Annotated in this window: 13 protein-coding genes; 11 read left to right on the top strand and 2 right to left on the bottom strand. The window is 65.6% G+C overall.

Annotation, left to right across the window (positions count from 1 at the left end; translation table 11 throughout):
• Nucleotides 1-49: 49 nt before the first annotated feature.
• The 5 genes from aspS to A8G00_RS07080 all read left to right on the top strand — a co-directional run bounded on the left by aspS (nt 50) and on the right by A8G00_RS07080 (nt 5743).
• Nucleotides 50-1834, top strand: coding sequence for an aspartate--tRNA ligase (gene aspS, locus A8G00_RS07100; protein WP_103000369.1), 1785 nt, complete (start codon nt 50-52; stop codon nt 1832-1834).
• 94 nt (nt 1835-1928) lie between these two features.
• Complete coding sequence (locus A8G00_RS07095; protein ID WP_253257937.1) at nt 1929-3311, top strand: APC family permease; 1383 nt, start codon at nt 1929-1931, stop codon at nt 3309-3311.
• The gene (locus A8G00_RS07090) at nt 3308-4090 is read left to right on the top strand and encodes a polyphosphate kinase 2 family protein (RefSeq protein WP_103000368.1); all 783 of its coding nucleotides are present in this window, start codon (nt 3308-3310) and stop codon (nt 4088-4090) included. Before A8G00_RS07095 ends, A8G00_RS07090 begins: the two co-directional genes overlap by 4 nt.
• Before the next feature lie 143 nt (nt 4091-4233).
• Nucleotides 4234-5490, top strand: a complete 1257-nt coding sequence (locus A8G00_RS07085; protein WP_367379442.1) for a methyl-accepting chemotaxis protein — start codon at nt 4234-4236, stop codon at nt 5488-5490.
• A 67-nt stretch (nt 5491-5557) separates the two neighbouring features.
• Nucleotides 5558-5743 (top strand): hypothetical protein, encoded by a 186-nt coding sequence (locus A8G00_RS07080; RefSeq protein WP_025547459.1) that lies wholly within the window; start codon nt 5558-5560, stop codon nt 5741-5743.
• Nucleotides 5744-5781: 38 nt separating this feature from the next.
• On the opposite strand, the gene greB is transcribed toward A8G00_RS07080, so the two are convergent.
• Together greB and A8G00_RS07070 are read right to left on the bottom strand one after the other, a co-directional pair.
• Nucleotides 5782-6267 carry a transcription elongation factor GreB gene (gene greB, locus A8G00_RS07075; RefSeq protein WP_025547457.1) on the bottom strand — a complete coding sequence of 162 codons (486 nt, stop codon included), beginning with the start codon at nt 6265-6267 and terminating at the stop codon, nt 5782-5784.
• Between the two features lie 20 nt (nt 6268-6287).
• Entirely contained in the window at nt 6288-8324 is a 2037-nt protein-coding gene (locus tag A8G00_RS07070; RefSeq protein ID WP_103000366.1) for a lytic transglycosylase domain-containing protein, read from the bottom strand.
• Nucleotides 8325-8493: 169 nt separating this feature from the next.
• Between A8G00_RS07070 and dapA the strand changes: the two genes are divergently transcribed.
• The 6 genes from dapA to recA all read left to right on the top strand — a co-directional run bounded on the left by dapA (nt 8494) and on the right by recA (nt 14591).
• Complete coding sequence (dapA, locus tag A8G00_RS07065) at nt 8494-9372, top strand: 4-hydroxy-tetrahydrodipicolinate synthase (protein ID WP_103000365.1); 879 nt, start codon at nt 8494-8496, stop codon at nt 9370-9372.
• Between the two features lie 44 nt (nt 9373-9416).
• Entirely contained in the window at nt 9417-9899 is a 483-nt protein-coding gene (gene smpB / locus A8G00_RS07060) for an SsrA-binding protein SmpB (RefSeq protein WP_007683053.1), read from the top strand.
• Nucleotides 9899-10492, top strand: a complete 594-nt coding sequence (locus tag A8G00_RS07055; protein WP_025547448.1) for a DUF2062 domain-containing protein — start codon at nt 9899-9901, stop codon at nt 10490-10492. Before smpB ends, A8G00_RS07055 begins: the two co-directional genes overlap by 1 nt.
• Before the next feature lie 48 nt (nt 10493-10540).
• A complete protein-coding gene (locus tag A8G00_RS07050) occupies nt 10541-12967 on the top strand; it encodes a response regulator (protein WP_044662815.1) in 2427 nt (808 codons plus the stop codon).
• A 91-nt stretch (nt 12968-13058) separates the two neighbouring features.
• A complete protein-coding gene (locus A8G00_RS07045; protein ID WP_103000364.1) occupies nt 13059-13418 on the top strand; it encodes a response regulator in 360 nt (119 codons plus the stop codon).
• 99 nt (nt 13419-13517) lie between these two features.
• Nucleotides 13518-14591: a recombinase RecA gene (gene recA, locus A8G00_RS07040; protein WP_025547442.1), complete on the top strand. Its 1074-nt coding sequence runs from the start codon at nt 13518-13520 to the stop codon at nt 14589-14591.
• Nucleotides 14592-14689: the final 98 nt, after the last annotated feature.

Here is a 14689-nt window from a genome sequence, read left to right as displayed (position 1 = left end):
GCAACAATTTGTCATTTCCGTAAAACGAAGCTGAAAGACCAAAAACGCCATGCATGCCTATCGCACCCACACCTGCGGCGCCCTTACGACGGCGGAGGTCGGCAATGAGGTGCGGGTGTCCGGCTGGGTGCATCGCAAGCGGGATCATGGCGACCTGGTGTTCATCGACCTGCGCGACCATTATGGCATGGTGCAGATCGTCACCGAGGTGGATGGGCCGGTGTTCAGGGTGATCGAGTCGCTGCGGGCCGAAAGCGTCGTGACCGTGACGGGCAAGGTCGTCGCCCGGGCGAAGGAAGCGGTGAACCCCAACCTGCCGACCGGCGAGATCGAGATTCGCGCGCTGGACGCGGTGGTGCTGTCCGCCGCCGCCGACCTGCCGCTGCCGGTGGCTGGCGAGCAGGAATATCCGGAGGACATCCGCCTTCGCTACCGCTTCCTCGACCTGCGGCGCGAGACGCTGCACGCGAACATCGTCAAGCGCACGCAGATCATCCGGGACATGCGCCGCCGCATGGAGGATGCAGGATTCACCGAATATTCGACGCCGATCCTGACGGCGTCGAGCCCCGAAGGCGCACGAGACTTTCTGGTGCCGAGCCGCATCCATGCGGGCAAATTCTACGCGCTGCCCCAGGCGCCGCAGCAATATAAGCAGTTGCTGATGGTCGCGGGTTTCGACCGCTATTTCCAGATCGCGCCCTGCTTCCGCGACGAGGACCCGCGCGCCGACCGCCTGCCGGGCGAATTCTACCAGTTGGACCTGGAGATGAGCTTCGTCACCCAGGAAGACGTGTGGAACACCATGGAGCCGGTGATCGCGCAGGTGTTCGAGGCGTTCGCCGACGGCAGGCCGGTGACGCCAGCGGGCACCTTCCCGCGCATCCCCCATGCCGAGGCGATGCTGAAATATGGGTCGGACAAGCCCGACCTGCGCAACCCGATCCTGATCAGCGATGTGACCGAGCATTTCCATGGCAGCGGCTTCGGCATCTTCGCTTCGCTGGTGGAGAGCGGCAGCGTGATCCGCGCTATTCCCGCACCGGGCGCAGGCGCGGGCAGCCGCAAATTCTTCGACGACATGAACAATTGGGCGCGCAGCGAAGGCTATTCGGGCCTTGGCTATATCAACATCAAGGACGGCGTGCCCGGCGGTCCCATCGCCAAGAACCATGGCGAGGAACGGACGGCGAAGCTGATCGAGGCGCTGGGCCTTGGCCCTAATGACGGCGTCTTCTTCGCGGCGGGCAAGGAAAGCCAGGCGGCCAAGCTGGCGGGTCTGGCGCGCATCCGCGTGGGTGAGCAGCTCGATCTGATCGACAGGGATCGCTTCGAACTGTGCTGGATCGTCGACTTCCCCTTCTACGAATATGACGAGGATGAGAAGAAGATCGATTTCGCGCACAACCCCTTCTCCATGCCGCAGGGGGGATTGGATGCGCTGGAGCATCAGGACCCGCTGAGCCTCAAGGCCTATCAATATGACATGGTCTGCAATGGCTATGAAATCGCCTCGGGATCGATCCGCAACCAGTCGCCGGAACTGATGGTCAAGGCGTTCGAGAAGGTGGGCCTCAGCCAGGCCGATGTGGAGGAGCGCTTCGGCGGCCTCTATCGCGCGTTCCAATATGGCGCGCCGCCCCATGGCGGCATGGCGGCGGGCGTGGACCGCATCGTGATGCTGCTTTGCGGGGCGCAGAACCTGCGCGAGATCACGCTGTTCCCGATGAACCAGCGCGCGGAAGACCTGCTGATGGGGGCGCCCAGCCCGGCGGAGTTCAAGCAGTTGCGCGAACTGCACATCCGCGTCGTGGAGCCGCAGGCGAAGGCCTGATTCCCCAACCTCCGTTCGCCCTGAGCCCCAACGACAGGAGAGGCTTGCACTCTCGCTGAACCTTCGATGTAAGGACGGGCAAGGGGGACAGGCCATGCTCGACGAACAGATGTTGCCGGACAAGCCGCCGGCCCTGGCGCGCAGCCTGGGCGTGGCGGGCGTCCTGTTCCTGACCCTGTCCGCGACCACCCCGGCATCCTCCGTCTTCGTCATCATACCCGGCATGTTGCAGGAGGCCGGGACCGGCGCGATCTGGGCGATGATCCTCGCCAGTCTGATCTGCGTCACCACCGCCTTCATCTATGCCGAACTCTCCTCCGCCTGGCCGGTGGCGGGCGGGGAATATGTCGCGGTGGCGCAGACGCTGGGGCCGATGGCCGGTTTCGTCATGCTGGGCGTCAATGTCTTCAACAATGTGCTCTTCCCGCCTGTCGCGGCGCTGGGCATCGCATCGGTCATGGCGACGGTGGTGCCGGGCCTGCCCGCCGTGCCGGTCGCGGTGGCGGTGATGATCGGATCGACGCTGGTCGCGATCCTCAATATCCGCGTGAATGCGGTCATCACCGGGCTGTTCCTGCTGGTCGAACTGGCAGCCGTGGCCGTGGTGATGGTGCTGGGCTTTGCCGATCATGCGCGGCCGGCGCTGGAATTCCTGACCCATCCGGTGGTGGCAGCGACGGGGCAGGGCTTCGTCCCGGCCAGCGCCGCCTCCATCGGGGTGGCGACGACCATCGCGATCTTCGCGCTCAACGGCTATGGCATGGCGGTCTATTTCGGGGAGGAGATGCATGAGGCGCCCAGACGGATCGCCGGAACCATCCTCGCCGCCCTCGGCCTCGCGCTGCTGTTCGAAGGCGTGCCCTTGCTCGCGCTGCTGCTGGCGAGGATCGACCTTGCGACCCTGCTGACCGTCGACGATCCCTTTGGCCTGCTGGTGCGGCAGCGGGGGAGCGCCGGCCTTTCGGCGCTGGTGTCGGTCGGCATCGTGCTTGCGATCGTGAACGCGATCATCGCCTGCGTGCTGGCCTGCGCCCGCTTCTTCTATTCGACCGGGCGGGACCGGGCCTGGATTCCGCGCATCGACGACTGGCTGGTGGCGATCCATCCGCGCTTCGATTCGCCCTGGATCGGAACGCTGATCGTCGGCGGGATGGGAACGCTCGCCTGCTTCCTGCCGCTATCCATGCTGCTGGTGCTGAACGGCACCGGGCTGGTGGCGATCTATGGCGGCATCGCGCTGGCCGCCATGGCCGGGCGGCGCAGTGGGGCGAGCGCCCATGCGCCCTATCGCATGCCGCTTTATCCGCTTGCCCCGGTCGTCACCCTGCTCGCGCTGGCCTATGTGGTCTGGACCAGCTGGCTCGATGCCGGGGAGGGGCGGCCCGGCCTGATTGCAACCGCCGCCCAGATTGCGGGTTCGGTGCTTTGGTATAAGCTCGTGCTTTGCCGCCGGGGCCAGTGGAAGGTGCAGACATGACCATCGACCTTGCCGATTATGAGAAGGGCGCGAAGCTCAAGGGCGATTATGAGGCGAAGCTGGCCGAATTGCAGGAGCGGCTCGCCAAGATCCAGGTCGCGCACATCATCCACGACCGGCGCAGCGTCATCCTGCTGGAGGGGTGGGATGCGGCGGGCAAGGGCGGCATCATCAAGCGCATGACCGCCGACTGGGACCCGCGCTATTACAAGGTCCACCCCATTTCCGCCCCGACGGAGGAGGAGCGCGACCGGCACTTCCTCTGGCGTTTCTGGACGCGGCTGCCGGCGGGGCGCAACATCGCGATCTTCGACCGGAGCTGGTATGGCCGGGTGCTGGTCGAGCGGGTCGAGGGCTTCTGTTCCAAGGGCGAATGGAAGCGCGCCTATGAAGAGATCAACGCCTTCGAAAGGCAGCAGGTCGACGCCGGGACCAACATCGTCAAGCTGTTCGTCCACATCACGCAAGAGACGCAGGACGAACAGCTCGCCCAGCGGCTCGACACGCCGTGGAAGCGGTGGAAGACCGGCGCGGACGATTATCGCAACCGCGCAAGGCGGGCCGATTATCTGGACGCCATGCACGACATGTTCCGCAAGACCGACACCAAGGTGGCGCCCTGGCATGCCATCGACAATAATCACCGTCGGGCGGGTCGGATCGCGGCGCTCTCCTATGTCGCCAAGCGATTGGAAAAGCTGGTGCCGATGGATTTTCCGGAAGCCGATCCGGAAGTGGTGAAGCTGGCCGCCAAGGCCTACGGCTATAGGGTTCCGTAAGAAAATCACTGAAAATCAACATCTTGTAACAAAATTGTCATCAAAATCTAACGGCTCATTTACCATTATGGGCTTAACCGGCGCCTATGTACGCACCCCCGATGCTCGACCGATCCCTGGACCATTCGGCTGGTCCGATCCTCATGACGCCCAGCCCGGCGATCCGGCTGGGGCGGCCGCTCAGCGAGGCGGTCGATCATTTCCAGCATGACCCGGCGCTGCGGCTGCTGCCGGTACTCGATGCTGCCGACAGGCCCGTGGGAGCGATCTACGAATGCGACATGCGGCGCATCCTGTTCAATCCCTTCGGCCATGCCCTGTTGCGCAATCCCAGCTTCGGTGGGCGGCTGGACGATCATGTCCGTCACTGCGCGACGGTCGAGCGGCGCGCCAGCATCGAGGCGCTGATCGACCTCTATGCCGCGCAGGGGCAGGGCTGCGAAGGCCTGATCGTGGTGGACGGGGATCGCTATGCCGGGGTCGCGGGTGGGCAGCTTCTGCTCCGGCTGGCGGCGGAGCGGGACGCACGTGTGGCGCTGGCGAGGGTCGAGCGGCTGGAACGGGTGACGCGGGAGAGCGCGACGTTCCGGGCCGATGTCCAGGCGTTGACAGGGGACATGGTGGCGATGGCGGACATGCTGTCGCGTCTGGCCGAAGATGCGGCGGAACGGTCCGCGCATAACGGGCATGCGTCGGCCGGCATGGCGGTGGCGGCGGCGCAGACCGCCGACAATCTGGCCGGCATCGCCGTGTCCGGGCGGGAACTGGGGCTGCTGTTCCAGGCGATGGAGGATGAAGTGCGCGAGGCGGGGGCCGCCATTCGCGCCGCCGTCGACCAGACGCAATCGGGTGCGGCGCAGACAAGGATGCTGAGCGCGCAGGCCGACGGGATCGGGGAAGTGACCGCTCTGATCGACGCGATTGCGCGGGCGACGACGACGCTGGCGCTCAACGCCGGGATAGAGGCGGCGCGGGCCGGGGACGCCGGGCGGGGCTTTGCCGTGGTTGCGCGGGAGGTCAAGACGCTGGCGGGCCAGACACGCGATGCGGCGGCGGAGATTGCGCGGCGGATCGACCATATCCGCGTGACCGTCGGCCATGTCGCGCAGGGCCATGCGCATATGGATGCGGCGATCGCGACGGCGGATCGGCTTTCGGCCTCCGTCTTTACGGCGGTGGCGCGGCATGGCGCATTCAGCCGGGCGATTGCGGACAGCGTGGCGGAGGCGGGCGAGGCGAGCGGGCATGTCCGCGCCAGCGCCAGTCAGATCAGCGTCAATGCGGGCGATGCGGTGGCGGATGCGCAGGCGATGCGCGACGCGGCGAGCCGCCTGTCGGAAGAGGCGCATCGGCTGGATGACCGCGCCAGCGCCTTCATCCGCGCAATTCAGGCCGCCTGAAGGGAAAAGGGCTGGCTTCGGGCGGAATTCGGGTTAGGCTCTCCTTCCAGAAAGAAGGAGAGGATGCATGCTCGTCATGTTCGTGGGCGCCGACCGGACCGAAACCGCCGTCAATGCCGCGCAGGTCACCTTCGTGTCATCGGTGACGGACGGCACCCGCATCCGCTTCGGAGAGGGACGCAGCGTCACCGTGATCGAGCCGATCGCCGAGGTGATGGAGCGGCTCAACGTGATATTGCGGCGGGACGATTAGCGGGCTGCTCCGGCGGTTTGTCTTGGCATGGCCGATCATCACGCCGGATAGCTGATCGCCATCACCTCATATTCCCGCTCGCCCGCGGGCAGCACCACGCGGCGCAGGTCGCCCACGGCAGCGCCGCGCAGGGCGCGGGCGATGGGCGTGCTCCAGCCGATGCGGCCGGCGGCGGCGTCCGTCTCGTCATTGCCGACCAGCGTGACGGTGCGGTGGTTGTCGTCCTCGTCCGCGATGGTGACGGTGGCGCCGAAATAGACCTTGCTCTTGTCGGGCTGCTGGCGTGGGTCGACCACCCTGGCGTCCTTCATCTTGCGCGAGAGGCGCTTCAACTGGCCGTCGATCTCGCGCATCCGCTTGCGGCCGTAGAGATAGTCGCCATTTTCGCTGCGGTCGCCATTGCCGGCCGCCCAGCTTACCACTTCCACGATCTTCGGGCGCTCGACTCCCAGCAGCTGGTCATATTCGGCGCGCAGCTTCGCGAAACCTTCCGGAGTGATATAGTTGGGATGGGGAGTGCTCATGCCCCGCCCATAGCGCAAGTTCAGCCCGGCGTCTGCTTGCCGAGATATTTGGACAGCGGCGTCGTCGTGCCCCGGAAGCGGGCGCGCTGCGGGTTCATCGCCTCATAGACCACGGCGTTTTCCAGCACGCGCTGGACATAGTTGCGCGTTTCGAAAAGCGGAATCTGCTCGATCCAGCGCAGCATGTCGGCGCCGGGCAGGCGCGGGTCGCCATTGGCGGCGATCCAGCGGTTCACATTGCCCGGCCCGGCATTATAGGCCGCCACCGCCAACGGATAGCTGCCGCCATAATAATCGAGCATCCGCTGGAAATAGGAGGAGCCGAGCATGATGTTGTAACTGGGATCGTTGAGCGAACTGGCGTCATAGCTCATTCCCAGCTTCCCCGCCTGTTCGCGGGCGGTGCCGGGCATCAGTTGCATCAGCCCGCGTGCGCCCGCATGGCTGACGATCTGCCGGTCGAACTGGCTTTCCTGCCGGGCAATGGCGTGGACCATCGTCCAGTTATATTGCGCCTCCGACGGCACGGGCACGCGGGGAAAGGCGCTTTCGCCATAGCCGGTGAGGCCGCTCGACACGGCGCGGCGGCCGACCATCACGCCCATGTCGGGTCGTCCGATGCTCTGCGCGAGTTCGACGGCGAGATAATGGTCGGCATCGCTGTCGGCATTATTGGCGATGGCGCGGGCGAATTTGCTCTGATCTTCCCAATAGCCCATCTGGCCCAGCGCCTTCACCGCCCGGACGACCGAGCGGTTGGCGAAGGCCGTGCGTTCCGCGGCGGAGATTTCGACCGGACGTTCCACAGTCGCTGGGGCAGGGATCGGCCGGCCCAGCCGTTCGAGCGCAAGCTGGCCGTAAAACTGGTCCGGAAAGGCCCCCGCGCGGGCGAAATAGCTGTTCGCGGTCGCAGCGTCGCCGGCCTGGAGCGCGGCGCGACCCGCCCAGTAGAAGCCCTTGGACTGGGTCTGCGGCGACTTGGCGGCTGTGGCGTAGCGGCGGAACATCTCCATCGCGTCCAGCGGCTTGCCAAGGTTGTAGAAGGCCGTCGATCCCGCCAGCCAGGCAAGGCTGGTATAATCGTCGCGCTCGCCAATGGGCCGGCTGTTGACGTCGGTGCCGGGCAGATAGGCGTCGTCCAGCTTGCTGGCGATGCCGTAGGCGAAGCTCCACTGGCTGTCATTGGCGGCGGCGCGCGCCTGCGTCAGCAGCGTTTCATACCATTTTTCCGCGTCGCCGGGACGGAAGGTCAACGCCGGACGGTTGGCGAGATATTGGCGGCCGGCGATCCAGTTGCCCGTGTTGAGCAGCCATGTCGCCTTGTCCGCGACGAATCCGGCGTCGGTCGCGCCCACGGCCTCCGCCAACTGCATCTTCATCGCCGCGTCGGGCGCCTTCTGGCGGAAGGCGATGCGCGCCTCATAGACCGGGCGGCGGGCCGGCGAGACATAGGCAAGCCTCCGCTGCGCGCCCATGACGTCGCCCTTCCACAGCAGCGCGTCGGCGCGCAGGTCATGCTCCACCGATGTCCATCCCGCGCCGAAGAGCGAAAGCAGCCGCGCCTCGTCATCGGGGGAAAGCGTGCCGCCGACCCACGCGTTGCGCGCGGCGACCCGCGCCTCGCCCATGCGGCCCTGCTGCATCAGCGCCAGCGCATAGCGGGCATTGCCGGTTGCGGTGCGCGGCGGGAAGCGGGTGAAGAAGGCGATGACTTGCCCGGGATCGTAGCTGTTGGGATTGATGCCGGTTTCCGCCAGCCGCCGCATCCGGTCCTCGCCCGGCCAGCCGGGATTGGCCATGATGAAGCTCATATAGGTGGAGGAGCCCAGGCCATCGCTCTGCTGGAGCGCGCGCCACTGGCTGATCGTGCCGGAGATCGAGGGATCGCTCGCCACGCCGATTCGGCTTTGGGCGCGCTGCCACGGGCTGGGCTCGCTGGAGCTTGGAACAGGCTGCACCACGGCGCCGGGCGGATAGGCCGCGGCTGGCGCGGGGCCGGTGGTTTCGGTCTGGGCGCTGGCGCCGGCTGTGAAAAGCAAAAGAGCAATCAGTGGCATACGAACCGTGAGGGCTTCCGGGGCAGTTTCAAGACAGGAGAGCGATACCCTACTGGACATTATCGCAATTGCATCCTTATCAGGCCCTGAATGACGCGCTATAGCGCGCCGTTCGCGTGTTTCACGCTATCATGCCCCGGAATCCCGGTGAATTGAAGGAGTTTGTTGCATGTTTTCCGGGTCGATTCCGGCACTGATCACGCCCTTCCGCAACGGGGCGGTGGACGAGGCGGCTTTTCGCGCCTTCGTCGACTGGCAGATCGGGGAAGGCAGCAGCGCGCTCGTCCCTTGCGGCACGACGGGCGAAAGCGCGACCATGACGGTCGAGGAACATAATCGCGTCATCGCCATCTGCGTCGACCAGGCGGCGGGCCGCGTGCCGGTGATCGCGGGTTGCGGTTCCAACGACACCCGCATCGCGCTGGAGCATATGTTCGCGGCGCAGGCGGCGGGGGCCGATGCGGCGCTGGTGGTCGCGCCCTATTACAACAAGCCCAATCAGGAGGGGGTGTACCGGCATTTCGCGCATCTGGCGGAGCGCTGTTCGCTGCCGATCATCCTCTATAACGTGCCCAGCCGCACGATCACCGACATCGGCGTGCCGGTCATCCACCGCCTGTCGGAGGAATTTCAGACCATCGTCGGCATCAAGGACGCCACCGGGAATCTGGGGCGGGTCAGCGCACAGCGCCTCGCCTGCCGGGCCGATTTCTGTCAGCTTTCCGGCAATGACGAAACGGCGCTGGGTTTCAATGCGATGGGCGGCAGGGGCTGCATTTCGGTCACGGCCAATGTCGCGCCGCGCCTTTGCGCCGAATTCCAGCGGGCAATGGCAAACGGCGACTGGCATGGCGCCCTTGCGCTTCAGGATCGTCTCTACCCCCTGCATGATGCCCTGTTCAGCGATTCTTCACCCGGCCCGGTCAAATATGCCCTTACGCGCGTTCGGCCCGACATGTCCGGCGAGGTCCGCCTGCCGATCACCTGGCCGTCGGAATCGAGCCGTGCCGCCGTCGACCGGGCTCTGGAGATCGCGGGACTGGTTTGATCGTCCCGCGGGCCTATATGGTGAAGCGAGTTAGTTAGAGAATAATGGCCCGTCCCCGTCCCGAAGCCTTCGACAAGAAGAAGATCGTCGCCGAGAACCGGCGCGCCCGTTTCGAATATTTCCTGGAGGATGTGTTCGAGGCTGGGATCGCCCTGCAAGGGACCGAGGTGAAGTCGCTGCGCTTCGGCGAGGGCAATATCGCGGAAAGCTATGCCGAGGTGAAGGGCGAGCAGGTGTGGCTGGTCAACAGCAACATCCCCGAATTCAGCCATGGCAACCGCTTCAACCATGAGCCCAAGCGCCCCCGCAAGCTGCTGCTGCACCAGCGGGAGATCGCCCGCATGCATGGCGCTGTCGAGCGCAAGGGAATGACGCTGGTGCCGCTGTCGATCTATTTCAACAGCCGGGGCAAGGCGAAGGTCGAGCTGGCGCTGGCCAAGGGCAAGAAGACCCATGACAAGCGCGACACGATCAAGGAACGCGACTGGAAGCGCGATCAGCAGCGCATCATGAAGGCGCATCGCTGATGGACAACAGGCTCTCCCGCTGGTGGCACGCCAATGCGCCTACCCGCGAATCGCTGGAAAACAACCGCTTTTTGGCCCCGGTGGCGCACCGGGTGCTGGAACCCTCGCTGTGGCGCTTCACCCGGCGTTCGGTGCCGCGCGGCGTGGCATTGGGGCTGCTGGTCGGCATCTTCCTGCTGATCCCCGGCGTGCAGATCGCGGGCGCGGCGCTGCTGGCGCTGCCGTTCCGGGCGAACATCCCGCTGGCGGCGGCGATGACCTTCCTCTCCAATCCCGCGACCACGCCGCTGTTCCTGATGGCGTCGGTCTATATGGGCAACTGGCTGCTCGGACGGTCGGCGGATGCATCGGGCTTCATGGCGCTGATCGACCGGCATGCGTCGATCCGCGAATGGTGCGCCTGGCTCTTTTCGGAGGCAGCGCCCGCCATGCTGCTGGGGCTGGCGCTGATTTCCCTGGCTTTTGCGGTGGTCGGCTACTTCCTGGCCGACTGGATCTGGCGTCATCGCATGGGCCGGAAATGGCATGCCCGCAAATTGAGGATTGGCAAGGCACGCGAAAGCAGCGCATTGGAGGAGGTCGCTTCGGCCTGACCGGCGGGAGCGGGCAGTCCATTGTGAATGCAGGGGGATAGCCGGGCCGTGTCCGCGCGTGTGATCAGGGATGGAGACGCCTGGGCGGCCGACAGGTCGTCGCCCCTGGCCCTGCCGCTGCTCATCCTGCTGGCGCTGATGTCCGCCGGGCTGGTGGTCTATGCCGCCGGCAACTGGGCGCTGGGCGCCGGGTTCGGCGCCGCGCTGCTGGCCGGAGCGGCGCTGCTGGGGTGGTATCGCCGGCTCTATCCGCAGGAAGTGGCCGTGGGTGAGGCCGTGCCCGACTGGACGGTGGCGCGCGCGGCGGCGGATGCCTCCAACATGGCGATCGCCGTCACCGATCGCGCCGGGCGGCTGGTCTGCGCCAGCGACCTGTTCGGGGAATGGTTTCCCGGTTTCCCCACGCCGCCCCATGTCACCGGCGACAGCAGCCTGTCCGACAGTCTGGGCAACGCCGCCCGCGCCGCCTGGCGCGACGGCGAGGCGCGGGTGGAAGGGATCGTGCAGGGTGCGCTGCGACTGGATGCCTTCCTCTGCCGCACCGGCCGGTCGGAGGATTATCTGCTGTGGCGCTTTTCCCCGGTGCGCCAGCCGAGCGCGCTGGACGATGTGCACCGCCTGCTGACCGGGGAAGCCGGGCGGCAATTGGGCGAAGCGGGCATCATGGCGGTGATGATCGGCGGGGAGGGGCGCATCCGGGCCGCCAACGGCGCCTTCCTGCTGCGCGCCGCCGGACGGATCGACGCCAATATCACCGGGCGCGATTTCGCCGCCCACATGCGGGTGGACGACAAGGCGCGGCTGTTCCTGGCGCGGGAGGAATCGGGCGGCATTCCGCTGCGGCTGCTGCAGGTGCCGCTGAAGCGCGCCGCCCAGCCGGCGGGCGCGCAATCGGGTGCGCAGGATGGGCCGATGCTGCTGCTGCTGATCGACGAGCCGGCGGGCAATGCGGGCGGCACGTCGGCGCTTTCCTATATCGAGACGCTGTTGTCGCTGCTGCCCTTCGGCCTCGCCATGGCGGATCGCGACGGTCGCGTCCTGTTCATGAACAAGGCCTTTTCGCGAGCGGCGGGCGTTAAGCCCGAGGAGAAGCCGAGCTATCCCGGCGACCTGGTGGTGCGGGAAGATCAGGCGGCGGTGGCCGACGCCGTGCGGCGCTTTGCGGTCGGGCCGCAAATGTCGGGCGATGTCGCCGTGCGCATGCGCAACCAACCGGACGAGCCGATCGCGCTCAGCCTGGCCGGCGTGCGCGGGCTGGGCGAGGCGGCGGTGCTGCTCTCCCTCAAGGACAATAGCGAGGAGAGCAAGCTCAAGCGCCAGGTCGCGCAGGCGACCAAGATGCAGGCGATCGGCCAGCTCGCGGGCGGCGTCGCGCATGACTTCAACAATATCCTGACCGCGATCATCGGCCATTGCGACCTGATGTTGATGCGCCATACGCCGGGCGACAGCGATTATGACGACATCCAGCAGATCAAGTCGAACAGCAACCGCGCGGCGGGGCTGACGCGGCAGTTGCTCGCCTTCTCGCGCCAGCAGACGTTGCGGCCGCAGATATTGCAGTTGCCCGACATCGTCGCGGACGTCTCCAACCTGCTGAAGCGCCTGCTGGGCGAGAGCGTCAAGCTGGAAGTCAGCCATGGCCGCAATCTGGGCGCGGTGCGGGCCGATCCCGGCCAGCTGGAGCAGGTGATCGTCAACCTGGCGGTCAACGCCCGCGACGCCATGCCGGACGGCGGCACGCTCAATATCCAGACCTACGGCGTGCCCGCCGCCAAGGTGCGGGAGATGCGGTCGGACATATTGCCGCCAGCCGACTATACGGCGGTGCGGGTGTCCGACACGGGGCTGGGCATCCCGCCCGACATTCTTTCGAAGATCTTCGAACCCTTCTTCACCACGAAGGAACTGGGCAAGGGGACGGGCCTTGGCCTCTCCACCGTCTACGGCATCGTCAAGCAGTCGGGCGGGTTCATCTTCGCGGAATCGGAGCTTGGCCGCGGGGCGAGCTTCGTTATCTACCTGCCCGTCTATCAGGGCGCCGATGTCGATCAGGCCGCCCAGCCCAAGGCGCCCGTGCGCCGCAGCGAAACCTGGGGCACCGGCACCGTGCTGCTGGTGGAGGATGAGGATATGGTGCGCGCCGTCGCGGAACGGGCTTTGTCGCGCCAGGGCTATAAGGTGCTGACAGCCAATGACGGCGAACAGGGGCTGGAAGTGTTGGCCGGAGACGAGAAGATCGACCTGTTGATTTCCGATGTGGTGATGCCGAACATGGACGGTCCATCGATGGTCGCGCGGGCGCGGGCGAGCCATCCGGACCTGCCGGTCTTGTTCATGTCGGGCTATGCCGAGGAACAGTTGCGCAAATCGATCGACATCGCCAATGTGGCTTTCCTTCCGAAACCCTTTTCCGTCAGCCAGTTGGCGGAAGCGGCGCGGGATGCTCTGGCGATGCGTCCTGCGGCGGAATGAATTTGAAGAATGAACTTCCGCGCGGCTTGTCGATTATGCCGGTGGGAAAAGGCCTTTGGGGTTGCGATGGGTAAGATTGGGGACCGCAAGCATGTCTGATGGCAAGACCATCCTGATCGTCGAGGATGAGGCAATGATCGGCATGATGTTGGAGGATTATCTCGACGCGCTCGGATACCGGCTGCACGCCATTGCCGAATCGGTCGATGATGCCTGCGCCAAGGCGCGCGAGGGCGGCTTCGACGCGGCGCTGCTCGATTGCAACCTGCATGGCGAGAAAAGCTGGCCCGTTGCGGACATATTGGCGCAGAGCGGCATACCCTTCGTCTTTGCGACGGGCGGCATGGCGGACGATCTGCCGACCAGCCATGCCGACCGGCCGACCCTGGCCAAGCCCTTCACGATCGGCGCGGTCGAGCGCGCGCTGAACAAGGCGCTGAGCGCCGCATAAGAAAATTTCGTTCCCCTCTTGTTCCATTAGAACAAACAGGATACATGGTGGCCACGCGCCATCCGGACCGGCGCGTTCCGCTTGACAGGGGATAGGCCGATGACCGCAATGCTCTCACTCATCGATTCCAAGAAGACAGGGACAATGGACAGACAGAAAGCATTGGAAGCGGCCCTTTCCCAGATCGACCGTGCCTTCGGCAAGGGGTCGGCCATGAAGCTGGGCAGCCGCGAGAAGATCGAGATCGAGGCGATCTCGACCGGATCGCTGGGGCTGGACATCGCGCTTGGCATTGGTGGCCTGCCGCGCGGACGTATTGTGGAGATTTATGGCCCGGAAAGCTCGGGCAAGACCACGCTGGCGCTGCACGCCATTGCAGAAGCGCAGAAGACCGGCGGCATCGCGGCCTTTGTCGATGCGGAACATGCGCTCGATCCGGGCTATGCGAAGAAGCTGGGCGTCGACATCGACGAACTGATCGTGTCGCAGCCGGATACCGGCGAGCAGGCGCTGGAGATCGTCGACACGCTGGTGCGCTCCAATGCCATCGACGTGCTGGTGGTGGACTCGGTCGCCGCGCTGGTTCCGCGTGCCGAAATCGAGGGCGAGATGGGCGACAGCCATGTCGGCCTGCAGGCCCGCCTGATGAGCCAGGCGCTGCGCAAGCTGACCGGCTCCATCTCCCGCTCGCGCTGTCTGGTGATCTTCATCAACCAGGTCCGCATGAAGATCGGCGTCATGTACGGCAATCCCGAAACGACGACGGGCGGCAACGCGCTCAAATTCTACGCCTCGGTCCGCCTCGACATCCGTCGCACCGGTCAGATCAAGGATCGTGAGGACATTGTCGGCAACGCGACCCGCGTGAAAGTGGTCAAGAACAAGGTCGCGCCGCCCTTCAAGCAGGTCGAATTCGACATCATGTATGGCGAGGGCGTGTCCAAGATTGGCGAACTGCTCGACATCGGCGTGAAGGCTGGGCTGGTCGAGAAGTCGGGCGCCTGGTTCTCCTATGACTCGGTTCGCATCGGGCAAGGTCGCGAGAATGCGAAAACCTTTCTGAAAGAACATCCCGAAATGGCGGACAAGCTGGAAAAGGCGATCCGCGGAAAGACCGAGGAGGTCGCCGAAGGGATGATGGCCGGACCCGAAGCGGAGGATGATGGCGAATAAGCGCTGACGGGCTTTCCGGCCGGATCAACCGGAAGGCTCCAGCGCGGCTCTGCCCGCCTGCCGCTTCACGCACTGAAAAGGCCCGCTGCGCGACTGGC

Origin of the sequence: Sphingobium sp. SA916 (genome assembly GCF_002894065.1) — a bacterium.
In the GTDB taxonomy this organism is placed as follows: domain Bacteria; phylum Pseudomonadota; class Alphaproteobacteria; order Sphingomonadales; family Sphingomonadaceae; genus Sphingobium; species Sphingobium fuliginis.
This window is presented reverse-complemented; position numbering and strand designations above follow the sequence as displayed.

Bases quoted from the DNA above. Each gene is read 5' to 3' on its own strand.
- A8G00_RS07090 (WP_103000368.1), top strand. From the start codon at position 3,308: ATGACCATCGACCTTGCCGATTATGAGAAGGGCGCGAAGCTCAAGGGC.
- A8G00_RS07045 (WP_103000364.1), top strand. From the start codon at position 13,059: ATGTCTGATGGCAAGACCATCCTGATCGTCGAGGATGAGGCAATGATC.
- A8G00_RS07095 (WP_253257937.1), top strand. From the start codon at position 1,929: ATGCTCGACGAACAGATGTTGCCGGACAAGCCGCCGGCCCTGGCGCGC.
- A8G00_RS07080 (WP_025547459.1), top strand. From the start codon at position 5,558: ATGCTCGTCATGTTCGTGGGCGCCGACCGGACCGAAACCGCCGTCAAT.
- dapA (WP_103000365.1), top strand. From the start codon at position 8,494: ATGTTTTCCGGGTCGATTCCGGCACTGATCACGCCCTTCCGCAACGGG.
- A8G00_RS07070 (WP_103000366.1), bottom strand. From the start codon at position 8,324: ATGCCACTGATTGCTCTTTTGCTTTTCACAGCCGGCGCCAGCGCCCAG.
- A8G00_RS07085 (WP_367379442.1), top strand. From the start codon at position 4,234: ATGACGCCCAGCCCGGCGATCCGGCTGGGGCGGCCGCTCAGCGAGGCG.
- smpB (WP_007683053.1), top strand. From the start codon at position 9,417: ATGGCCCGTCCCCGTCCCGAAGCCTTCGACAAGAAGAAGATCGTCGCC.
- recA (WP_025547442.1), top strand. From the start codon at position 13,518: ATGACCGCAATGCTCTCACTCATCGATTCCAAGAAGACAGGGACAATG.
- greB (WP_025547457.1), bottom strand. From the start codon at position 6,267: ATGAGCACTCCCCATCCCAACTATATCACTCCGGAAGGTTTCGCGAAG.
- A8G00_RS07055 (WP_025547448.1), top strand. From the start codon at position 9,899: ATGGACAACAGGCTCTCCCGCTGGTGGCACGCCAATGCGCCTACCCGC.
- aspS (WP_103000369.1), top strand. From the start codon at position 50: ATGCATGCCTATCGCACCCACACCTGCGGCGCCCTTACGACGGCGGAG.